Origin of the sequence: Pararobbsia alpina (assembly GCF_902859895.1) — a bacterium.
GTDB classification, from domain to species: Bacteria; Pseudomonadota; Gammaproteobacteria; order Burkholderiales; family Burkholderiaceae; genus Pararobbsia; species Pararobbsia alpina.
On record NZ_CADIKM010000041.1, the window covers coordinates 14980 to 36586 of the forward strand.

Sequence of the window (21607 nt, forward strand, 5' to 3'; positions counted from 1 at the left end):
CAGCGCATGCGTGAGCTGTGACACCAGTGAGCCTGAATGGTCGACGGCTCCCGCCCGTACGGCGCCGCCCCGAATCACGTTGCCTTGTAGCGTTTGTCACGGGAGAGCGGAAGTGCGTGCCCCCAAACAGAATTGCTAGTCGCAGCAAGACGTATTGCAAGCGATCGCGCTGGCGTGATTGCTGCCTCTACCGGCGAAACATGTCGGTATCGATTGGAGAGGTTGGCCGCTGAAGAAGGGATTGAACGCTCGTATTCGACTCCGCAGTCGCCATTCGCGACTGCCCATGTACCGGTCGGGCGGTCGCCACGTATGTATTCCTTCGCACCTGGGAAACCTGCGACACGTCGCGCGTCGCACTGCGCGGGTTGGTTCGCGACGGTGACGACGTCGGCGCGTTCGACATGGTGCACCGGCGGTAATCGATGCCAGCTTACTCGCCGCGCTTCCGGAATAATGGCGATGCCTACCGCGATCGAAGTCGCGATCGATAGCTCGGCGGGCTGCGTCGAAATCGTCTCCTGGTGCGGCAGGTAATCCGGACGACGGACAACTATCAGGTCGCTTGGGACGGAGCGATTACTGATAACTGGACGGTGACGATCAGGCCGGTTTGCCGCGCTTCGCTTGCGAAGTCGAGGCGGATTTCAGCACCGATGCGACTGGCAATTGCCTGGACGATGGAAAGACCCAAGCCCGAGCCAATCCGCTCGCTGCCAGGCGTGCGATAGAAGGGGTCAAAAACCCGGTCCCGTTCGGCGAACGGAATACCTGGCCCGTTGTCTTCGATGCGCAGCACGGCGCGCCCTTCCGCCATACCCACCGAAAGATCAACCCGCCCCCCCTCTGGCGTATAACGAATGGCATTATCGACCAGATTCTTGACAATGGCGATCATGTCCAGCTCACTGACCCACACCTGGGCGTCTTGCAAACCCTCGACCCCGATGTCGATGCGCTTGGCCTCGGCCAGTGGTATGAGGTCCTCCAGCACGCGGCGAAAGATGCCCTGGACAGACACAGGCGATTTTGGCGGTTCCGCAGCGGACTGCGCCCTGGCCAACGTCAGGAGTTGATCCAGCAGGCTTCTGCCGCGCTCGATGCCTTGACGCAGTGTCATGAGTCGCTCACGCGCCTGGCCCGACATCCGCGCTTCCGCCAGTCGTTCGGCTTGCAACGACAAGGCTGTCAGCGGCGAACGCAGTTCGTGCGCTGCATCCGCGACAAAGCGGCGTTGGCCATCCATCGCCTGCGCAACGCGGGCAAGCAGGCGGTTGATCGCCACCACAAACGGACGCACCTCGACGGGAAGGTGCCTTTCATCGACGGGATGTAGCTCCTGCTCGGCACGCTGGTCGATTTCCCGGGAAAGCGTGGCAATCGGCCTGAACATCTTCCGAACAAGGTCGGCGACGATCAGCAGCAGAACCGGCACCAGAACCAGGAAGGGCATCACAGTACGTAGCGCGCTGCCTCGGGCGATTTCGTTGCGGAAGCCGGATTCCTGGGCCACGACAATGCGCTCGCCGGCGGCCGTCGTTTTGACGAGCACACGGAACGCCTCGCCGCTCACCTCCAGCGTATACAGGCCATCAGCCAGCGTAGTGGGCAAAGGTAGTAGTCCGCCGGCATCCACGCCTACAGGAGACGGACTGCTATCGCCCAAGCGCTGGACGATCACGCGCGATTCTTCGTCGCCATCTTTGAGACGGGCATCGGCGATTGGTGGAGTAGGCGACAGGTGCTGCCGATCCATCAGTTGTGCGACCTGGCGTAGGACGTCATCTTGCAGTTCGTGCGCCTCATCGAAGGCAGACATGAACGAAACGACGCCAGCGACGATGGCAACGACAAGGATGGCCAGAGAGAGCGTGAACGACAGCTTGAACTGAACCGACTGGTTCAGATGCTTTTTGAGACCATCCATCCGACTCCCCTGACGTTCCTGATGACCTCGCTGCCGAGCTTGCGCCGCAATGCATGGATCAGGTACTCGACGGCATTGCTCTCGACTTCCTCTCCCCATCCGTAGATCCGATCCTCCAGCTCACTGCGCGAAAGGATGGCGCCAGGACGAACCAACAAGGCGTGCAGCAGGGAAAACTCGCGGCTGGACAGTTGCACCGGGGAGCCGCCATTGACGCTAGCCTCTCTTGTGGCCGGGTCGAGCGACACTACACCGTTCCCGAGAACTGGAGCGGCGTTCCCTGCCTTGCGCCGCAATACGGCGCGCATCCGGGCGAGCAGTTCCGCCATCTCGAAGGGCTTGAGCACGTAATCATCGGCTCCGCCGTCCAGACCGCGCAGGCGGTCATCAAGGCCATCGCGCGCCGTGATGATAAGCAGCGGAACCGGGTGGTCGATGGCGCGGATGCTGGTCAGCACCTCGAGCCCGTCCTTGCCGGGTAGGCCCAGGTCGAGCAGTACCAGGTCATAGTGCTGGCAAGCCAGCGTTGTGAGGGCGGTCTGTCCGTTTCTGATCCAGTCGGTCGCATACGACGCGTCCTTTAATGCGTCCTGGATTGCTTCACCGATCATCAGGTCGTCTTCGATCAGCAATACCCGCATCGCCTCTCCATCCGGTCTTCGATGTTCAATGCGCCGTCCTGGCTGCCCTTTGTCTGAACAGCAGGATACCGGTCAGCATGAATGCGAGAAGCGTGGCCGACGCCGTATAGCGGCTCAGCGCCAAGCCTCCCGCGCTCAAGGGTTTATCCAGAAAGTCACCGACCACGGCGCCCAGCGGGCGCGTCAGGATGAACGCGGCCCAGAACAAGAGAGTACGCGATGCCCGGGTCCCGTAGTAAGCTGCCGCGATCAGGGCGAGCAGTCCTCCGAACACGACAGCCGCGCCGGTGTAGCCCAGGCCTGCGGTGTCGGCGGTCCAGTCGCCCAGCGCCGTGCCTAAGGTCTGGGAGAACATGATCGTCACCCAGTAGAAGACTTCCGCCCTGGACGAGCTGACAGTGGTCACCGACACGGAGCCAAGGGTGCGATACCACGCAAGGAGCGAAGCGAGCAGCAAGGCCAATAGCAGGCCTGAACCGCCAGCGTACCCGATTCCGAGCGAGCGATCCGCAAAATCGGCCAGCGTTGTGCCGACCGTGGTAGTGGCGATGATGGTGGTCCAGTAAAGAAAGGGCTGAAAGCATTTGGCCTTGATCTGCGCGATCACGGCGGCCAGGAAGATCGCCGAAAAGATTCCCGTGCCAACCAGATACCCCAGGTTCATGGACATCGAGACGGCATCGCCGCCGGTTTCGCCGAGAGTAGTCGCGGCGATCTTGATCAGCCAGAATCCCAACGTGACTTCGGGGACTTTGGTCAGAGCATGTTCTGTGGATGTTTTCATGGGAGTCGTGGTTGGGTTATGCCTTGCCTTGGAGCGTATCGAAAGTTTTCAGCAGCTCAGCCATGGCCGCTTTGCAATCAGTCTGATTCGGCGCAATGGCTCGCAGCGCCGCCAACGCCCTGTCGATGGCCCTGTCAAGAACGTGCCAGTCATCGGCCGCACGCGGTTTCAGTCCTGCCTCGGCAGAATCCCATGCGACCTCCAGATCCTTGATGCGTGTCCTCGCCGCCGGCAGATTGCCGTTGTTCACGATGGTGGCAACGTCGGTTGCGATGCTGCGGAACGCGGTCAGATCGCCAAGTCTGGACGTTGACTCGGTCTGCGCCGCGGCGGCGGGCTGCGAGGTCGTGGCAGGCGCGGAAGCTGCGCCACTTTGTTCAGCTGGCTTGGAGCAGCCAGCCGTCATTGCCAGGAACAGCACGGCCAACAAGGTGACAACAGGACGGGTGAACGAGTGCCGCGTAGGCATGATTTCTCCTCTGAAATGGGAAAGGGTTATTCGGTGGCTTGAGCGGACCCGCTTCCATCCGAGCCGAATTGCGCGAGAGCCACCAACACGACGATCACCGAGAGAAACAGGGCACTGGTCCACATTGCACCCATACCCAGACCGCCGTAGGTCCTCGCTTGCGTCAACAGGTCGCCCAGCGCGGCACCGAAAGGCCGGCTCAGGATGTAGGCGATCCAGAAGGTCAGCACGGCATTGCCACCCATGCGCCAGATGGCGTAAGTGACGCCGATCAACGCACCGAAAGCGACCGCGCCCCAGACGAAGCCCCGGCCCAAGGCCTCGGTCGCCAGATCACCGGCTGCGGTTCCGAGCGCGAACGTGCAGAGGATGGCCGCCCAATAGAATAGCTCGCGCTTGCGCGTCACTATGTCGTGGATGGACAGGGTGCGTTCGACCCGGTACCAGACGAAGAAGATCCCAGCGAGTGCAACTGCAAACACGGACGTGCTGACGTACAGGCTAACGCCAAGACCATCGGTCAGCAGGTCGGTGATCTGGGTGCCAACAACGCTAACCAGTACGACCGTGAGCCAGTAAATCCAGGGGGTATAGCGACGGGCGCGCAACTGCGTGACGAGAGCGATCACCAGCAACGTGGCCATGACGGAACTGGTGACGCCCTGGCCCCAGCCCACATTGACCGCCAGGAAATCAGCCCCTGTCTCGCCCACTGTGGTCGACATGATCTTGACGATCCAGAACGACAGCGTGATTTCCGGGACTTTGCTGAGCCAGCCGGCTGATCCGGTCACGGGCATTGTGTTCATCGTGTTCTCCTGCCGATTCAAAAGGTTTTGCAGTGAGTGTGAACAAGCCGACTTAGCCCAGCCATAGGTTTAACACAGTCATGCCGTGTAAAAATCAAGCCTCCACTCAAGACGGAAACGACCGCAACACGAACGATCGCAATGTCCAACCGCGACCCCCGGCATGCGGTTTCAATGGCTCCTTCCAAGGCGCAACCGACGCCTGAATGTCCAAACCGCGACGCCGGCGAAGGTCGCCTCCTGGCCGACTACTGCCCAATGCGGGCGGCCGGAGTCGCCCCCCTGCGGCCGTACGCAACATGCAGCCGAATGTCGGCCGTTGAGCCAATTTCGGACAATTGTGAGCAGCAGCTGGTCTTCCACCACGTGTGGAAAACGTAACTCATCTGGTGGTGGGCCAACTGGACATTCTCGTCGGGACTGAATGTCGATCGTTAATCGCGTTCGCGACACCAAATAGCCCCGTAACTGCGATTTGACGCATCGGGTCGAAGTCGATAGCCGCCACCGTACAGACATACCCTGTCAGTCGTGAGAACATAGGGCTACCAACTGTGCGCACCAACGATTTTCGGGCGTTCTCGCAAGGCAACCATTTGCGACAGTCGGGGACCGGCGCAACATAGCACGCCCTTCTAGTGACAGAAACGTCAGATGCCGCAGGACTTTTTGCCATTTGGTCGCGACCCACGCGTCGCGCGGCTGACGAAGGGTGTCGAACTTAGGGAGAATGTCATGAACAACATCATCTGGCTTGTAGGAGCCGTGGTTATCGTTCTGTTCGTACTCGGCTATTTCGGACTCAGGTAGGGCCTTCGTCGCAGGTGGAAAAATGGCCGGCTCGGTCCCGTCGCGTGTTGACGAGACCAAGCGAAGACGCGGCTATGACTCACTTCCAGGACATCTAAAAGTCTGGGCGCAGACAGAACCGCGTATCGATGCGGACTTCATCCTGTTCGACGAGGCGCAGGACAGCGATGGCGTCATGCTTTCGGTGCTTGGTCTCCAGCGCCACGCGCAGATCATCTACGTCGGCGACCCCTACCAGCAAATCTATGAATGGCGCGGCGCGGTCAATGCAATGGCCCAGATCGACGTGCCCGAGCGTGCGCTCACCGAATCCTTCCGCTTCGGACCTACGTTCGCAGCGCTCGCCAGTTGTGTTCTCGCACTGCTCGGCGAGCGCACGCCCATTCGCGGCCAGGATGGCATCGGGTCGATCATGGTGGAGGATCCGAATATCTCACCGCCAGTCGATGCCATTTTGTGTCGATCACGGCCTTGTTCTAGACCGCGACAAAGGCCGGCGACTCGGACTTGTCCGCGCCCCTTCCGCGATTAGTATCCGGGCGGCGCCGGCACTGGCATGTACACCACGCCGCTGCTCGCATAACCCGCCGCGTACCAGGTCGCGCCACACTTGTAGTACGGCACATTCTGGACCCCGACCGGAGCGACGTTGCACGGCGGCGCGACGGGCGCAGGGGCAGGGGCAGCGACGACGACGGTGGTGGTCGCGGGCGGCGGCGTGGTCGCGGCAACTACCGCACCAGTGACAACCGCCCCGGCCACAAATCCGGCCGCCGCAGAGCCGCTGTCCCAGTTCGAGCCGGAGCAGTTGTAGCAACCGCCGCTGCTGTTGTAGTTGTTCTGCACGTTGGTCACTGTCGAAGCACGCGTGTTCTGCGCCTGCGTAGCCGTGGCTTGCCGGGCACTCTGGTTCTGACCTGTCGTTTGCGCCGTCGAGGTCTGTCGTGCGCTCTGGTTCTGGCTCGACGTAGCCTGGCGCTGGGTCTGATTCTGGCTCGTGCTCTGCTGTCGGCTCGCCTGATTCTGGCTGGAGCTTGCCTGCATCGAACTCGCGGAACTCTGGCGCTCACTCTGATTCGCACTTGAAGTAGCTTGACGCGAGCCCTGACTCTGCTTTTCCGTTGCCTGCTGGCCGCCGCCACCGCGCTGTGGGCTACCTTGCGCTGCGGTTGTGCCGCCGGAGGAGAACCCTCCATCCGATGCCGCTCCGCCGCGGGAAAAGCCGCCACCGCCACCACCACCCCCTCTCTCGCCTCTTGCATCCGCCTGATTCGTCAGGCTCAGCGTGAATACTGCGGCAACCAGTGCCGTAACGGCACGACCCCGTGATCCAGTTTTCATCACTTGGCTCCCTTCTTCCCGGATGCCTTGCCAGCCACAGGCGACACGCGCGGAAGCTGCGCTGCGAACGCGACTTTTTGCAGGCCATCAGGCACCTGAGCCGAGAACGTCACATCATCGATCTCCGGCGCAAGATTCCAGTTGGAAAACTCCGCCCAGAACTGCGGCTGGCCCGCCTCCGCCTTATAAGTTAGTACGATGCGCACTGGCAGAGGCTTGTCGCCATCGGCCACCCACACCTGGAAATCTACCGTGTCGGTACGCGCGGCGAGATGATGGGACGCGATGCCGTAGATGCTTGTTTTCTCCACATAGTCCACCGACCGTACCCGGTTCTGGAATTCCGCAGGCAGCCGGCTCAGCAGCATCGCCGCAAGCGGAAGGCGCATGCCCAGATCCCTGACGAAATACACGACGGTATCGTCCAGCGTGCCGGGTTGTGCCGCCGTCGCATAGACTTTGCGGGCGAGATCAACCAGAACGATCTCTTTGCCGGTGAACACAGTAAGCGTCTTTGCACCATCGCTGCGTTCGCCTTCCACGCGCAGGCGATCGGGCCGGCTCAACGTGACTGTGCGGTTTTCGCCGAACTCGATCTTCTGTCCAGACGGCTGCACAGCGTCGTACCCAGCGCGCAGGCTGACGCGGAACCTCGGCATTCCTCCAAGGAACTCCGCCATGTTCATCAGAATCGCGCGAGCCTGGGCTTGCGAAGCGGTCTCGGGCTCGGCCGCCGGGGCACGCGCCGCCGATTCTTTCTGCGGGGGAGCGGAGTGGGCGGTGGGCGCGGCAGTCAGTACGAACGCCGCGACACATAAGGCCCTGGCTGCACAGCGCCATGCTTCAATGGTTAATCGCATGAACCGACTCCTTCTCCGCGTCGTGCTTCTTCAGTCTGACGCCCAGCTTTCAGAATAGTCGATTGCGCAGTGCTGTCTATTGACCCTTAGTCCAATCACCACACTGCTTGCTACAGGCTCGGACCGAAACGGACCAATGTTTCAGGTGGCTTCGCAGCGCGCCCGGGCGACATCCGTGAGAAGTGGGCCAGGAACAAATGCATTCAAGTTTGGAGCGACTGACGCGCCAGTGCGTATCGCAGTGACCGGCGAGGAGGCAGGAGCCTCGGCCCGATTGAGTGGGTCGGCCATAAGGAGCGCACGGGGCTTTCCGGCGTGCGCTACCTCGCGGCGGGTACCGTTGCTGCCGCCCCGGCGCGCGTCGGGGCGGTCACGATTCGGCCCCCCACATCCCGCAGCAGCCGCTGGAACTCGGGCGACGCCATGATGATCTTCCCCGCAGCGGCGCGCAGGCGGTCGACCGCCTCGCCCGACAGAGAGAACGACGTGGTCTGCTCGTTCAGGTAATCCAGTTCCGCCTGATCCGTCAACTGGGCGAACGACACGTCGATGGCGTAGATCGACGTGTCCGGCGTACGCAACGCCGTGGTTATCGCCCGATCCTTGTTCGCGAAAAATGCGAGCGACTCCCGGATTCGGCGCATGGATTGCCACTGTGCCTGTTTGTCCCTCAACAGTTCAGTCGCCTCGTAGGAATAGTGATCGATCGGAACGCCCGCCGCTTTTACCAGTATCTGCAGTGGGCCCGGCGGGGCTTCCGACTTGTCCCATTCTGTCTTCGGCGAGGACAGTGAATTGACAACAAAGACGATGATCCTACGTATATGGTCCAGTGGCGTGGGCTGATCAATTGACTGCAGCGCTTCCATGATCTCCAGGGAATCCAGCACACTTCGCATACCGCGATTGTCCGAAACGCCACCGTCCACGACGTGGATGTAGGGCCGGTTGACACCGTCCTCGAACTCCGCCTCCTCCTTCAGATGGCGGGTGGCGCGTGCGGCAGGTCGAGGCGGGTCGACGGAGTCGACAAACGGCTTGATCCAGGCGGGCGGCACGTAGCCGCAAGTGCCCCCGTAATTGTTGAGCGTAATGGGCGAGAGCACCACCGGTACTGCCGACGATGCGGCAGCGGCACGGGAAAGACGTATCGCATTCAGATCCGTGCAGAGTGCGTCGAAGGTGGTCTGCGTAAAAGGCAGGCGGGCGCCGGTGGAAATGTCAGTGGCCGAAACGATGATGAACGGACCATTGCCGCGATTTAGGTCGCCAAACGTCGCGCCGTTGAACAAAATCTCGTCGTATAGATCGGCCGCTAGTTCCGAACGGCCCCAACCGCTTGACCAGAGTGACGGCCAGTAGGTCGGGCTAAAAGAGCGGGAAGTGATCTCCGCCTGCACGTCACGCTTGAGGAAGCGCTGGACATAGTCGTCGAAGAGTTTGTCACCGTAGAGTCCATAGGCGAGCGCGGTAAAGCTTCCGCCCGACACGCCGGTGACCACGCCGACATGGTCAAGCAGGCGTGACTTGCCTTTCGGTCCGACGACTTCGGTATTCCGCAGGAACTCGAGGACGCCGTACGAGAAGGCGGCAGCACGTGTGCCGCCGCCCGAAAAGGCCAGGATCACCAGGTTTTCGTCGGCCGTCAAATACTGCGGGCGCGTGACAAGTCGATAGCCGGAATTCGGATCGGCGTGGGTAATCGGCCGGTTGATCGGACGGCTGGCGCAGCCGCCGACTAAAAGCAACAATGCAAGTACCAGCCATAGCGGCGTCGGCAAACGAGTCATGGGTCCTCCGGATCGGTCCCCGTCCTACGCAAGGTTGCCATGGTTGTTCTCGGCAGTAAGCTGTATGGGCTATCGACGAAAGCCACCGCCACCGCGCTCGGCTTGGGCGTAGCGTCGGGTCTGGGGGCATGACGTTGGCGAGCGCTGCATCTGCTGATGCCGGCTCGTTGTGGGCGAACCGGCTTTTCAGGACCGCGGTGTGTACCAGATCGGCGATGTATAGGCGCGCTCCTGGATGATCGTCGGTACCTCGGGCGGCATCTTGACCTTGAAGTACTTCGCGTCATAAGCCGTCCAGCGTGGGGTCGGGATTTCGATCACCCGAGCATAGTAGAAGGCCCGCGAGCCGGCGTCGAAATCGGGATCACGCCAGACCGTGATGAGTTCCGGCTCGCCGATCGAGTTGCTGTAGCTGGCATTGGGCACGTCGACGGTATTGCCCACGGGCGGCAGCTTGCCGTCGGCGCCGGGCGTGCGCTTATCCGACCACGCGACGTCGTAGATCTTCTCCTGTAATTCGCCCCGCCGGTCAAGCCAGCCCTTGACGATCTGGATGCGGTCGAGATTGGCGCCAATCGGATCCTTCAGCGCTGCCACCAGGAAGGTCGGCGCCTTGCCCTTCGGTGCGTCGCGCAGGTCGCCGCCCATCGGCACGCCCTTGCGGTAGCCGATCGTGGCCGGCATGCGCGTTTTCGCATCGGAGGCCTCGAAGTCAAAGCTTCCGAAGAAGCGCACCACCATGCGCGGACCCGTGGTCGCGTAAACCTCCTTGCGCTGCATCGCGTCGAAAATCGATTCGCGCGTGTTCTCGTTGGCCCAGACCGCCGCGTAGCCCGACGAGCTCTGCTCCCAACCCATGATGACTGCCTTGTCAGTCTTGACGAAGGGGTGCGTCGCGCGGTCCTTGCTCGGCTCTGAGCTCGTGGTCTTGCCGAAGAAGTTGTCTTCCTCCACCGCCGTAAGACCGGTGTGAGCATCGGTCGAGCCGACCATGCCGAACTTATACGGATTCACGCCGAGCTGCTGTTCGAGCTTGAGCCCGGTCTTTAAGGCCGAGCGCGCGTATTCGTACTGCAGCATCTCGGGCTTCTTGAGCTCGCTCAGATCAAGATTGCCCTTGTCCCAGCGCTCGAAGCTGGCGAACTCGTCGTTGGGAGACAGGAAAGGATGGGTTTCTCCGTCGCCCTTGATCTGCGTGGCTTCATAAAGCCGCTCCCATCGCGCGCGCGTTTCCGCATAGGCCCGATCGATCGGCTTGCCGCCGAAGGACTCAATGACGGGGAACATGCGCCCGTTGCTCAGGTTACCGTTGTGCGCAATGGCCAGCACGTTGCCGCCCGTCTTTTGCTCGTAGGCCGTCATCCATTTCCACAGATCACGCGGGTTATCGCTGCCAAGCGGTGGAAGGACGGTGAAGGGTTCGACCATACTGGCGCGCCGGCCGTCATCACGAAATATCACGTTGCGGTGAAGGTTGTTGCCGCCGGTGTTGGAAGTCCATTCGTAGCCGATGAACGCGGTAAAGCGCCCCGGATCATTCGCCTCCTCAGCCGCCTTGATCGTCTCGCGCCAGGCTGACCGGTAGGCTGTGCTGCCCGGGCTGTACAGCAAAGCCGGCGGGAACTTCCCCTGTGAGAAAGCGACGATGATCTCGATGGCGGCATCGGCGCCCTTTCCCTCCTGCACCATGTCGTACCAGCGGCGCCCGGTCGGATCGGCCAGCATTTCCGGCTTGCCGGCGAGCAAGTCGGGAAAGAAACCCATGTTGTCGGAGTGATCGGTAACGACAAGGAAGTCGAGAGGGCGGGACAGTTTTGCGCGCTGCCCACTGGAAGCGGTGACCTCTTCGCCCTTCGCGAAGCGATAGGCCTCTTTCGGCCCGAGACGAGCGCCGAAAGCGCCGGCATCCATCGAGAACGATGTGTGCAAATGGGTGTCGCCGAAGAAAGGGCGCGTCGGGAAGCTGCGCCCCGCATACGGTGAGTAGGGGGCCGCGGAAAACGCCTTCTCCGCGCTTTCGTGATCGAGTGTGCCGATGTCAGTGGTCAACGGGTCGGCCGCTGCGGCGCTTCGCCCGAACGGTAGTGTGGCTAGGGCGGCCAGTGCAGCAACTGTACAAAGTCTAGGTGCGCTCATGGTGCTCTCTCGTGATTGTCGTGGCTCGTCATGGGTTCATTCGTCAGAACGCTGTCACGCGCTGGATGACCCAGAACATGGCGAGCGTACCGATGGCATAGGACGGGAGGGGGCTCCACCAACGCGGCGCCGTCCAGCGAAGCCGGCGTGCAAGTGCCATCGCGCTGAACACAGCCGCGATAAAGCTCAATTGCCCGGCTTCCACGCCGAGGTTGAAGGTCAACAGCGCAAGTGGAATGTCGACCTGCGGCAGGCCGACCTCGGTCAACGCGCCGGCGAAGCCGAGACCATGCAGCAGACCGAAGACGAATGCCACCAGCCAAGGCAGACGGGCAGTGAAGCCGGGGCGGGTCGCCACGGCCCCGCCGTACCGGTCGCGCTGGGCGATTTCGTTGGCGACAAACACGATCGACAGCGCGATCACGGCCTCGACAGGGGCCTGCGGCACGTGCACAACGCCGAGCGTGGCGAGCGCGAGCGTGATCGAATGAGCGACAGTGAAGGCTGTAATCGTCTTTACCAGCCTCGCGCCGCCCTTGACGATGAGCACCAGCCCCAATACGAACAGCAGATGATCCACACCCGTGAGAATGTGTTCGACACCGAGCGCGAAATAGCTGGTGGCTACGTCCCAGGCTGACGTGCGCTCGGCCACAACCAGAGTCGGCCGCGTTGGCTTCAGCAGTTCGGTCTGCACGCGGCCGTCGAGAAACTGAATGCGCACGAGTACGTCGGTCATCGTTGTAGCTAGGCCATCGATCTCGATGCGCTGACCGGCCAGTCCGCCTTTGCAGTCCACCAGCCGACGCTCGACTGCGAAATGGCCCAGCAACTCGCGACTCGGCGCCGAAGCATCGCTGCAGCGATCCGGCCAGACTGGAGCAAGACCGAACACCTGATCGCCCACCTGCGGGAGCTTTAGCAGCACCGCAAAGCGCCCAGGTGTCGACTCCGTGATTTCTAGATAGGCCGGACGCACCTCGTGCGCCAAAACCGGCATCCCGTGTGCGTACGCACCTGCCGCGAGTACCAGTCGGAGTATCCACGACGACAGCAAACCGCCCGGCTTCATGGCTTCGGTGTGTCGTTCACGACGACACTGTAGCGGGCTCGCAACCGGGCCATGCTTTGCGCATCGAGTTCACGCCGTTGATCTTCTGCCCAGTCGGCCCGCACGCGGCGGTCGAGTTCGGCGGAGTCTTCACTCGGCGGCTCGCTGCGCGATTCCAGTCGCACCAGATGCCAGCCGTAGCTCGATCGAAAGGGCCCTGTCCAGGCTCCGACTGACAACGCCGACGCGGTGGTGACAGCGCTCGCGAAGTCGGGACCGAAGAGATCGCGCAACTGCTTTTCGCTCTGGGCGATCTGCTGTGAGTCGAGTAGCGTGGCATCGCCCAAGGTTGGCGCCTGGCCATCGTCTGGCGCGCGCCGCAGCTTCGCCAGCGCCTCCTTCGCATCGAGTACAGCGTGCTCATGACGGCTCGCTGTGCTGAAGTAGACATGTTCGAAGGTCCAGCGCGGGCCTTGTGAATAGCGCTGAGCGTTCTGGCTTCGATATTTCGCAAGGTCCTCGGCGGTCGGTTCGCGCAGCTCGGCGACATCCTGCAACAGGAACTGGGTTTTCTGTGCAAGGCGGCGGCGCACGACGGTATCGTCGCGGTCTAGTCCGAGCGCGAGGCCTTCGCGGTAAAGGATCTCTTCGTTGATGCGATCGTTGAGAAGCGCCTGCATCTCATCTGCGCCCGGAGACCGACGCCACTGCGCTGCAAAACCGAGCCGCAGGTGATCGATGTCGCCGCGCGTAAGAACCACTTGGCGTGAATCGCCCGACGGCGCGTGCTTTGGCTGCAGCAGCGCGTAAAAGCCGAACAGCACGCCGCCCAATATCAGGAAGTGGACAAAGGGCTCCCGCAGCGGCCGCACGGTAAGCGTCCGAACGTTTGCCCTTGTCATTGATTCCTCCACCTTTTTCAATGATTAGTCTTTAGCAAGGCAGATCGTCTTTCAGTGCAGGTTGCCAATTGAGAATTCGGAGTCGCGTTTCGCGCCAGGCAAAGTCGCTCGGTCGGTTGACAACAGCTACCGAGTGGATCGAGACACCGCCGGACTGCTCTTACGCCGCGAGTCGTCCCATGCACGAGTTGCGTCAGAAAAAGCGCCATTGCCTCGCACTGTAGATGCACTACTGCGTTCTTTCTATTGGACTTTAGTCCCACCCCGTTGGGACTTGAACCTGCACCTAGTCGCACGTTATGCGGTGAAGGTCATGAATCGCTATGTAGTGGGTCTGATTAACCAATGCCGCCGAGCCGCGCCCATCGTTTGTCCGTCGCGCTCAGCGCCGGGCCGTTTAATCGCAGCGTCTGCACGAGCTGGTCACTCGAGCCGTAGAACGCGAGAAAGCGATATGACAGACTGACGCCGCCCCACTTCATTGCGTAACCGACGCCCGCCATCGCTGCCAAGTGACGTCCGAGGCGCCGGTACCCACGTCGAGGGTAGAACGGCAGGTACCAGCGGCTGTCACCCGTCACCCGTCAGCGACACGCGACTGCGCACGCCGACAAGGCCGTCAGAGATATCTCGCCGTTGCGAGTGTGGATTTGGGAATTGAAACCCGATCCAGGTCCCCAAGGGCTTGCATTGACCGACGCGTCGAGCGAGCTGCCCGCGCCAAGGGTCCTGCCGCCCCTCCTCAGCGCGCGTTGCTTCAACGCGCCTCTTTCGTCAAACCGGCTAGAGACAATTACGTTTACGCAACGGACTTATCGGTTGGGGAGGTCGCGTGATTCTCACATTCCTGTTCCCGCGTTGATCCATGAGTCCAACGCAGGATCGGTCAGGGGCAAGCCGATCGTGGCGCAGGCCGATGCTCCGCGCAAGGCGCAGCGTTCGCACCGCCGACCCGCCACTCCTCCGGCTACTGTTGGAGTAATCAGTATCTTGCTCGCTGAGGGCCGCAATCAATTGGACTTTGGTCCAATTGATTGCACCCTGTTCTGAAGATATCTTTCATAGGCCTGCGTCATCCCCGCATAGCAACCCGGCGGATCACGAGGTATACGCCGTACGTTTCTACTTCGCCTTCTCTGAATGCACCGCAGAAGTGCTGTGAGCCGGCCAGGACGGGCCTGACGTGACGTGCACCATCGTCGCTGAGCAACCGCACAGGTATGCAGCCATGCCGCACGTATGCCCGAACTGACCAGAAGCGGATGCCTTTGACCGTGCCAAAACTAGACATTCGCGTGCGCCGGGCGTTGTCCTTTGCCTGGGCCGTACTCACTGCCGCCCTCCTACCTGGTGCGTGTCACGCGCAGACAGCGCCAGGGGCAAGTGGCCAGTTGTCGAACCAAGCAACACTCTCAGCCAATGTCAAGAAGCTCGCCGATGGTGTACTGAACATCATGACGTATACAACCGTTCCGGACGTCACGACCAGTTCCCTGGCGATCAACAACGGGGCCACTGGCAACCCCGGGTTCGGTCAGACGCAACTTGGCAGTGGCTTCACGATCAGCAAATCGTTCCCGCTCTATCTGGAAGGGACTGCCGCGTACAGCCGCTACGATCCGACCTTCGTCGCCACGGACGGCACCGATCGCCGCTCGCTCCCGGCGAAGTGGAATACATTCAGCGGGACCATCGGCATCGGCTGGGATTTTCCGATCACTGATGAACTGAAATTCCGTCCGATTCTGAACGGCACACTCGGCCGGGTCGCGAGCGATCTGAGGGTCTCGCAAACGGCTCTCAATCACGCAACAGACAAGAATATCCAGTTCCTGGAAAACGGCGCACTGGATGCCTATGGTTATGGTGGATCTCTGATGCTCGACTACGAGCACTATCGCGAGAACCATGAAATCGATGTTGAGCTGCGCGCCACCGACATCTTCCTGCGCAGCTTTGGGAGTTCCTCCCCAGCCGTACAGGGCTCAGCAACGGCGCAACAACTTAGCTTGTGGGCGCGCTGGCGCGCACCCACAGGCATGCACGCGCTGGACAAGCCAGTTCGCTACGTACTTGAAACCGCGTACTCGCACTACTTTGGCGACAGTGCCGGTGTACTCGGGTTCAAGAACCTCACCTCGCTAGGCGTCGGACTTGAACTCGATAGCAGCAAATACCCAGTGATCATCACCCGGACACGCGCGATGTTGCGATATGTCTTCGGAAGCAATGTTCACGGTGTGGCGTTTGGTCTTGCAGTGAGCTTCTAACCGTAACCCATATCGGGAACTCAGCAGGATCATGATGAGGCGAACTGAAAACACATACGACTGCGAACAAGGAAAAGAGCTAATCGGGTTACTCGAATACTTCGAGAATTGCGCCCCGATGCGACACGCTTAAGTGCACTTTACGTTCAATTGCTCCCCGGGGGGGTATGTCATGTGCCATCGACTGCTTCAAGGCGCGCTTGTTTGCGCCGCACTCGTGAGTTCGTCGTCGTGGGCCGATGGGTTGCCGCAAATCAACACCGATACTCAGTGGCACTTCGCGCTGACGCCTTATCTCTGGCTGCCGAATGTGGGCGGATCCCTGCGCTTTCCGTTGCCGGGCGGCGGCGAGGCCGATGCCTCGACCGGCCCGTACAACTACCTGCAAAACCTCCGGTTTGCCGCGATGCTGCAAGGCGAAGCGCGCCAAGGCGACTGGAGCATTCTTGCGGACGCGATCTACCTGAACTTCGGAAGCCACTCAACCGCGGTGAGCACGAAAGGCAGTAGCGTTTTCCAGCGCGAGTTGACGAGTAGTGGCGAAACGAGCCTGAAAGGCGGACTGATCCAGCTGGGCGGCGGCCACACGATCCCGCAACTGCCGCGCGCAAGCCTCGATGCGATTGCGGGCATCCGCTACCTTAGCGTAAGCAGCTCTCTCGACGCGTCGCTCCAGGCAAATTTCGGTGGACCCGGGCCGGGTTTAAATCCACAAATCCACGCGTCGCAACGCGAGGAGATCTTTGACGGCTTTGTCGGGGTGCGCGGCCGCGCTTCGCTGACTGCCGACGGCCGCTGGTACCTGCCGTTCTACCTCGACGTGGGCACCGGCACGTCCGACCTCACCTGGCAGGCGATGGCCGGCATCGGCTACGCGATGAAGTGGGGCGACATCACACTTTCATACCGCTATCTGGAGTTCCGCGGTTCCGGCGATCAGCTCGTGCAGACGCTACGCCTGAACGGTCCGGCGCGGAGTGTGACATTCCGGTTCTCGCGCGCAGTCGGACCTGCTTGACCAAGCGGCCTCGCGCACATAGCGATTTCATCCGCGGACCTGGCGCGACGACACTTCGTTCCGGCCCATACCGGGCCCGCACTCGATCAAGGCGAACGACACTGGCAGCGTTCCACACAAGCTCTCTGTAAGTGTATCGATCGAGCTATTCGTCGATGAGATCTGAGCTGCTGCCGGTTTTCGAGAACAGTGTGCCCCGACTCGTGTCGTTCGGGCTTGCCGTGCGTTTCTAGGCATTGATCGCTTGCGCAGCATTACTAGGTCCGGTAGGAGCCTCAGATGATCCGGCAACGCGTAGCACATCACGCAGGCGCAGGGACGATCAGATTCCCGGCAGGTTTCTCGGTCGCGATGTCGCCGGCGCCAACTGGTCGTCATTCCTGAAGTTCTTCGCTCGTGGTCGCTCAGAATCAGTCCTGTCGTATGGCCTTGGGCGCTCTTGTCGTTTACTGGATCGTGTATCCCCGTCCGGACATGCACGCGGCGTACGCCCTATAGTAGGTATCCATGGCCCCTTGGCTTTGTGACTGTGCCGATGCCTGGGCCGCTTTCTGGTTCTGCCGTGCGCGTGCACCGCCCGACATCGTGCCGGCCACTGCCCCTATGGCAGCACCCTTGCGTGCGTCACCCGCAATTGCCCCAATCGCCGCACCACCTGCTGCACCGCGCGCCGCGCCACGCACGCGCTCACCACCGCCTGCCGCAGGCCCCGCTGGTGGCGGGGGAGCAGCCGCGACCGCCGCCGGATCGATGCCAGTATTACTCTTTGCCCAGGAGTAGCATTGCCCATCGTCCTTTTGCTGCTGCTGCGGGCTCTGGCCCTTGGCCGGGTAGGCAATTGGCCTGGTCTGCGCGATTACATTTAACGATATGACCGCGATGATGGACGGATGGACGCACGTAGACAACGCTTCGTGGACGCGTTCATAACGTCTCCTCGTGTTAAGCCCAACGCTTAAATGAGTTGTAGTCCAATCCCATCCAATCTGCTGATCTCGTGTTTTAGACGCAAGACCCGAACACCGAACGACCTCCCGATCCATTGCACGTAACCAGCGTCTCGTGTGTCGCTAACGCTGGAGGGCGAAATGACCGCAGTTGCACTGATTCCCCTGATGACAATAGCCACTGGTGGCCGCAGAGTCTGCGCCAGCCCCGCTGGTGGTGATGAAACAGAACGGCCAGTCTGAACAACCGTTGGGCGTAGGCGAGCGTCATCAACGATCGTCTCTTGCGGGTCCGCTAGCGGACGGCCACACCCCGTGTGCGAGCGTCTCAGAGTGGCCGGACAGCGACCGATTGCTGCCCGGCCAGCCGCTGCTCAGACTTCGGTTTGTTCGGCCATCTCAAGCGCGTCGTCGACTTCGATGCCGAGATATCGAACTGTGCTTTCAAGTTTTGTATGACCAAGCAGCAACTGCACGGCTCTAAGGTTTTTTGTACGACGGTAAATCAGCGATGCCTTCGTCCGGCGCATCGTGTGCGTGCCGTATGCCGTGTCGTCGAGCCCAATCGACCGTACCCAGCGATGCACGAGCCGGGCGTACTGACGCGTCGATAGATGGGGCGACGCGTGAATCCGGCCCGGGAACAGGAAGTCTGAAGGCAAGAGCCCCGCAGCCTTCATCCAAACTTCCACGCTATCCCGCGTCTGTTCGGTGATCTCGAACTGCACCGGTCGTTGCGTCTTCTGCTGCATGACAGTCGCACGCGGTGCTACACGCGAGCCCAGACAGATGTCACGCACTCGCAGTTTCGTCAGGTCGCACGACCTTAGCTTGCTGTCTATCGCCAGATTGAACATCGCAAGATCGCGCGTTTTCGCCCCCAGCTGCAGGCGGATTCGGATGGCCCAGATCTCCCTGAGCTTTAGCGGCGGCTTCTGCCCCGTCAACTTGTCCTTGTTCCACGGCACGCGAGGCATTGCTGCCGTTGATATTCGCTTCCATGACGATCTCCTTTCAAGGGAAGGGAGACTCAGTCTGCGCTACTGCCGTGGGGGCGATTCCCGACCCGTTGCTGCGCTTCAGCCAGTTTCTCCGAATGTCCGGATCTCGGTGAATAGCGGCTGCTCGCACGCCCGGACCCGCACTACTTCGAGATAACCTCAACTGTTGCATGTAGTCGAATCGGCGCTCACAGGTTTTTATACCAAACACGGGCGGGGTGATGGTCGCCGCTGACCAAGACGAGTCAGCAGCGCCAAAGCGTTCCGTGCCAGACGCTTGGATACCCCGCACACCAGCGAGCGAACCAACCGTTACATAAAGTTCTCTGCCAGCGATACAAAGGTTGATCGAACTGCATGCGGAGTGCATCAGGCCGTCCGTGCCGGCGCAGGCAGCCTGAGACCGGGAACACACGCCCCAGGCTCGGTCTTCAGCGCGGCTTGATGGCCACCTTGAGCACGCCGTCGCGCTGGTTGGCAAAGAGGTCGTAGGCAGCGGCGATGTCGTCGAGTTTGTAGTGATGGGTGACCAGCGCTCCCAAGTCAACGCGGCGAGACTCCACCACGTTCAACAAGCGGCGCATGCGCTCCTTCCCGCCCGGGCATAGCGCGGTATTGATCTTGTGTTCGCCCAGACCAGCGGCGAATGCCGACAACGGGATGGTCAGGTCCGACGAGTACACGCCCAAGCTGGAAGGTGTGCCGCCCGGCTTCAGAATGCGCATGCACGATTCGAACGTTGCCTGCGTGCCCAGCGCCTCGATTGATGAATCGACGCCACGACCGCCGGTCAGCTTCATGATTTCATCGACCACATCACACTTCTTGAAGTTAAGCGTGACATCGGCCCCCATCTTTCTGGCTACGGCCAGTCGCTGGTCATTGCCATCCACCGCAATGATGGTGGTGGCGCCCAGCATCCGCGCGCCTGCTGTGGCGCACAAGCCAATGGGCCCCTGCGCGAATACGGCCACGGTGTCGCCGATCTTGATATTGGCGTTCTCCGCTCCCTTGAAGCCCGTCGACATGATGTCGGGGCACATCAACACTTGCTCGTCGCTCAGGCCGTCCGGAATCGGGGCGAGGTTCGCCTGGGCATCGGGCACCAGCACGTACTCAGCTTGCGTACCATCGATAAGGTTGCCAAAGCGCCAGCCCGCCGTTGCCTTGTAGCCGTGACAGCCGCACAAGCCCATGGGGATGAGGTAGCTGCCGTCTTGTGAGGGGTTGCCGTCCATCGCAGCGTAGGAGTTGAAGTTGGGGCAGATCGCGCCAGCGATCACGCGCTGGCCCTCCGTTCGCGACGACAGGTGCAGGCCTGCCCGGCAGCATGACTGCCGGCGTCGGCACGATGGGCACGGTGATCGGCGGACAACAGGTGCCGTTTCAGGACCCGGTGGTCCAGCCATACGCCAACGAGATCGCGAAGGACGAACTCGAGCACGTCAACTTCCTGCGTACCGCGCTGGACTCAGCGGCGATCGCGCAACCGGCGATCGACATCGGTGGTACCGATCCGACCGGAGCGTTCTCGTCGGCGGCACATGCGGCGGGACTCGTCGGCGCCGGCGTCGCGTTCAATCCCTATCTTAACGACAACAACTTCCTGCTCGGCGCGTTCATCTTCGAGGACGTGTGCGTAACTGCATACAAAGGCGCATCGCCGCTGATCAGCAACAAGACTTATCTCGAAGCGGCGGCCGGCATTCTTTCCGCGGAAGCCTATCCTGCGGGTCTGGTGCGCACCCTGTTGTTCTCGAAGGGTATTGCCATGGGCAGCCTCGTCACGTCGGCGAATGCGATATCGAAGGCGCGTGGCGGCCTCGATCATGTGGGCACCGACGACCAGGGTATTACCGGCGCCACGCCGAGCTCGTCCAATATCGTTCCACTCGACAACAACGGCCTCGTTCAGCCGCAAGTACGCAAATGTGCTCAACATCGTCTACCTGACGAGCGCGGCGGCGGTCAAGGGCGGCTTCTTCCCGAACGGAGTGAACGGGACGCTCAACATGAGCGCCTCAAGTCGATCTGATGGCAGTCGCGACTGCCGTCAAGGGGAACCGCTTGCCGGTCTTGCATGGTGACCGGAAGCGAAAATCAGCCTGAGCTCAGGAGGAGTCACCGAAGAGGGAAGACGCCGGTCCTGGTGGCGCCCTGAACGTTGCCGAGGGCGGACATGCTGACAAGTGATGATGTGCCCCACACGATTGTCCGCGAGGCCGAGCGGTGGCACGCCGACCTGGTGGTCGTCGGCACACGCGGTCGACGCGGTCTCGCTCGCTGGTTTCTCGGAAGCGTCGCAGCCCGAACCGCGCGCATCACTCACACCCCATTGTTGCTTGCTCACCCAAGGCTGGACTCTTGACCCTGAATGAGCGGAATCGGATTCTCTTGTTCGATACTTGAGAGCAGGAAATGGCGCATGCTGTTTCGCGTGGGGTCGATCTCGCCCCGGTGGTCACGCACCGCTTCAAGCTCGACGCCATCGAGAAGTTCTACGAGTTGTTTGGCCATCAGCGCGACGGCGCGTTGAAGGTCGCGATCACGCCTTGACTTATTTAACAGACAGCACTCGTCGCGGGCCGACGTCGGTCGGCGGGTCCGGCATCGTGATTCAGACGCAGGCGACCGTGACACCGCACACACTGGACGCCGAGGCGGTAGCGACAACAGGTCAACGTAATCTGGAACCTGCAATACTTCTGTTCTTGGCATACGGGTCCGCACATTCCACAATGTAGCTCAGGACGCTACGTCACAGGCGCTGAACCGCGTCCGCATAGATCCTTGTCGCATCCTTCAGTTGCTGCGCCGCGGCCTGCACGCGCGTTGGTAGCTCGCTCAGCGC

The 21607-nt window shown here is 61.3% G+C and carries 18 protein-coding genes and 3 pseudogenes; 6 read left to right on the plus strand and 15 right to left on the minus strand.

The window, feature by feature from the left end:
- Positions 1-556: 556 nt before the first annotated feature.
- The 5 genes from HV670_RS24370 to HV670_RS24390 are packed head-to-tail and all read right to left on the minus strand — an operon-like array spanning position 557 to position 4630.
- Positions 557-1927, minus strand: coding sequence for an ATP-binding protein (locus tag HV670_RS24370; protein WP_175107575.1), 1371 nt, complete (start codon positions 1925-1927; stop codon positions 557-559).
- Positions 1903-2568, minus strand: coding sequence for a response regulator transcription factor (locus HV670_RS24375; RefSeq protein WP_175107576.1), 666 nt, complete (start codon positions 2566-2568; stop codon positions 1903-1905). The genes HV670_RS24370 and HV670_RS24375 overlap by 25 nt, the downstream gene beginning before the upstream one ends.
- Before the next feature lie 25 nt (positions 2569-2593).
- The gene (locus HV670_RS24380) at positions 2594-3352 is read right to left on the minus strand and encodes a COG4705 family protein (RefSeq protein ID WP_175107577.1); all 759 of its coding nucleotides are present in this window, start codon (positions 3350-3352) and stop codon (positions 2594-2596) included.
- A gap of 16 nt (positions 3353-3368) precedes the next feature.
- Positions 3369-3821 carry a hypothetical protein gene (locus tag HV670_RS24385; protein WP_175107578.1) on the minus strand — a complete coding sequence of 151 codons (453 nt, stop codon included), beginning with the start codon at positions 3819-3821 and terminating at the stop codon, positions 3369-3371.
- 26 nt (positions 3822-3847) lie between these two features.
- A complete protein-coding gene (locus HV670_RS24390; protein ID WP_175107579.1) occupies positions 3848-4630 on the minus strand; it encodes a COG4705 family protein in 783 nt (260 codons plus the stop codon).
- A gap of 901 nt (positions 4631-5531) precedes the next feature.
- On the opposite strand from HV670_RS24390, the pseudogene HV670_RS24395 reads away from it, so the two are divergent.
- Positions 5532-5903: pseudogene (locus HV670_RS24395) on the plus strand (UvrD-helicase domain-containing protein); the annotation flags it as partial.
- 65 nt (positions 5904-5968) lie between these two features.
- Here HV670_RS24395 and HV670_RS24400 read toward each other — a convergent pair.
- The 7 genes from HV670_RS24400 to HV670_RS24430 all read right to left on the minus strand — a co-directional run bounded on the left by HV670_RS24400 (position 5969) and on the right by HV670_RS24430 (position 14032).
- Positions 5969-6781, minus strand: coding sequence for a hypothetical protein (locus tag HV670_RS24400; RefSeq protein ID WP_175107580.1), 813 nt, complete (start codon positions 6779-6781; stop codon positions 5969-5971).
- A complete protein-coding gene (locus HV670_RS24405; RefSeq protein WP_281362458.1) occupies positions 6781-7641 on the minus strand; it encodes a DUF2092 domain-containing protein in 861 nt (286 codons plus the stop codon). Before HV670_RS24405 ends, HV670_RS24400 begins: the two co-directional genes overlap by 1 nt.
- Positions 7642-7961: 320 nt before the next feature.
- Positions 7962-9431, minus strand: a complete 1470-nt coding sequence (locus HV670_RS24410) for a patatin-like phospholipase family protein (protein WP_175107582.1) — start codon at positions 9429-9431, stop codon at positions 7962-7964.
- A 186-nt stretch (positions 9432-9617) separates the two neighbouring features.
- A complete protein-coding gene (locus HV670_RS24415; protein ID WP_175107583.1) occupies positions 9618-11567 on the minus strand; it encodes a DUF3604 domain-containing protein in 1950 nt (649 codons plus the stop codon).
- Positions 11568-11610: 43 nt separating this feature from the next.
- Entirely contained in the window at positions 11611-12639 is a 1029-nt protein-coding gene (locus tag HV670_RS24420) for a HupE/UreJ family protein (protein WP_175107584.1), read from the minus strand.
- Entirely contained in the window at positions 12636-13520 is an 885-nt protein-coding gene (locus tag HV670_RS24425; protein ID WP_175107585.1) for a peptidyl-prolyl cis-trans isomerase, read from the minus strand. Before HV670_RS24425 ends, HV670_RS24420 begins: the two co-directional genes overlap by 4 nt.
- A gap of 338 nt (positions 13521-13858) precedes the next feature.
- A complete protein-coding gene (locus tag HV670_RS24430) occupies positions 13859-14032 on the minus strand; it encodes a hypothetical protein (protein ID WP_175107586.1) in 174 nt (57 codons plus the stop codon).
- A 750-nt stretch (positions 14033-14782) separates the two neighbouring features.
- On the opposite strand from HV670_RS24430, the gene HV670_RS24435 reads away from it, so the two are divergent.
- Both HV670_RS24435 and HV670_RS24440 read left to right on the plus strand, forming a co-directional pair.
- Positions 14783-15790, plus strand: a complete 1008-nt coding sequence (locus HV670_RS24435) for a hypothetical protein (protein WP_246257899.1) — start codon at positions 14783-14785, stop codon at positions 15788-15790.
- Between the two features lie 172 nt (positions 15791-15962).
- Positions 15963-16808, plus strand: a complete 846-nt coding sequence (locus HV670_RS24440; protein ID WP_175107587.1) for a hypothetical protein — start codon at positions 15963-15965, stop codon at positions 16806-16808.
- A 446-nt stretch (positions 16809-17254) separates the two neighbouring features.
- Here the strand turns inward: HV670_RS24440 and HV670_RS24445 are convergent, their stop codons facing one another.
- From HV670_RS24445 to HV670_RS24455, 3 genes and pseudogenes are all read right to left on the minus strand, one after another.
- Positions 17255-17716 (minus strand): YMGG-like glycine zipper-containing protein, encoded by a 462-nt coding sequence (locus HV670_RS24445; RefSeq protein WP_246257900.1) that lies wholly within the window; start codon positions 17714-17716, stop codon positions 17255-17257.
- A 413-nt stretch (positions 17717-18129) separates the two neighbouring features.
- Entirely contained in the window at positions 18130-18732 is a 603-nt protein-coding gene (locus tag HV670_RS24450; protein ID WP_175107589.1) for a tyrosine-type recombinase/integrase, read from the minus strand.
- Positions 18733-19187: 455 nt separating this feature from the next.
- Positions 19188-20054: pseudogene (locus tag HV670_RS24455) on the minus strand (zinc-binding dehydrogenase); the annotation flags it as partial.
- A gap of 32 nt (positions 20055-20086) precedes the next feature.
- Here HV670_RS24455 and HV670_RS24460 point away from each other — a divergent pair.
- The 3 genes and pseudogenes from HV670_RS24460 to HV670_RS24470 all read left to right on the plus strand — a co-directional run bounded on the left by HV670_RS24460 (position 20087) and on the right by HV670_RS24470 (position 21312).
- Positions 20087-20791, plus strand: coding sequence for a ferritin-like domain-containing protein (locus HV670_RS24460; RefSeq protein WP_246257901.1), 705 nt, complete (start codon positions 20087-20089; stop codon positions 20789-20791).
- A gap of 147 nt (positions 20792-20938) precedes the next feature.
- Positions 20939-21124 (plus strand): annotated as a pseudogene (locus HV670_RS24465) (universal stress protein); the annotation flags it as partial.
- A 50-nt stretch (positions 21125-21174) separates the two neighbouring features.
- Entirely contained in the window at positions 21175-21312 is a 138-nt protein-coding gene (locus HV670_RS24470) for a hypothetical protein (RefSeq protein ID WP_425511463.1), read from the plus strand.
- Positions 21313-21607 lie beyond the last annotated feature (295 nt).

Coding starts and splice junctions, on each gene's coding strand:
- HV670_RS24435 (WP_246257899.1), top strand. CDS start 14,783: ATGCCTTTGACCGTGCCAAAACTAGACATTCGCGTGCGCCGGGCGTTG.
- HV670_RS24470 (WP_425511463.1), top strand. CDS start 21,175: ATGGCGCATGCTGTTTCGCGTGGGGTCGATCTCGCCCCGGTGGTCACG.
- HV670_RS24440 (WP_175107587.1), top strand. CDS start 15,963: ATGTGCCATCGACTGCTTCAAGGCGCGCTTGTTTGCGCCGCACTCGTG.
- HV670_RS24370 (WP_175107575.1), bottom strand. CDS start 1,927: ATGGATGGTCTCAAAAAGCATCTGAACCAGTCGGTTCAGTTCAAGCTG.
- HV670_RS24425 (WP_175107585.1), bottom strand. CDS start 13,520: ATGACAAGGGCAAACGTTCGGACGCTTACCGTGCGGCCGCTGCGGGAG.
- HV670_RS24400 (WP_175107580.1), bottom strand. CDS start 6,781: ATGAAAACTGGATCACGGGGTCGTGCCGTTACGGCACTGGTTGCCGCA.
- HV670_RS24420 (WP_175107584.1), bottom strand. CDS start 12,639: ATGAAGCCGGGCGGTTTGCTGTCGTCGTGGATACTCCGACTGGTACTC.
- HV670_RS24415 (WP_175107583.1), bottom strand. CDS start 11,567: ATGAGCGCACCTAGACTTTGTACAGTTGCTGCACTGGCCGCCCTAGCC.
- HV670_RS24460 (WP_246257901.1), top strand. CDS start 20,087: ATGACTGCCGGCGTCGGCACGATGGGCACGGTGATCGGCGGACAACAG.
- HV670_RS24375 (WP_175107576.1), bottom strand. CDS start 2,568: ATGCGGGTATTGCTGATCGAAGACGACCTGATGATCGGTGAAGCAATC.
- HV670_RS24390 (WP_175107579.1), bottom strand. CDS start 4,630: ATGAACACAATGCCCGTGACCGGATCAGCCGGCTGGCTCAGCAAAGTC.
- HV670_RS24450 (WP_175107589.1), bottom strand. CDS start 18,732: ATGCCTCGCGTGCCGTGGAACAAGGACAAGTTGACGGGGCAGAAGCCG.
- HV670_RS24410 (WP_175107582.1), bottom strand. CDS start 9,431: ATGACTCGTTTGCCGACGCCGCTATGGCTGGTACTTGCATTGTTGCTT.
- HV670_RS24380 (WP_175107577.1), bottom strand. CDS start 3,352: ATGAAAACATCCACAGAACATGCTCTGACCAAAGTCCCCGAAGTCACG.
- HV670_RS24385 (WP_175107578.1), bottom strand. CDS start 3,821: ATGCCTACGCGGCACTCGTTCACCCGTCCTGTTGTCACCTTGTTGGCC.
- HV670_RS24405 (WP_281362458.1), bottom strand. CDS start 7,641: ATGCGATTAACCATTGAAGCATGGCGCTGTGCAGCCAGGGCCTTATGT.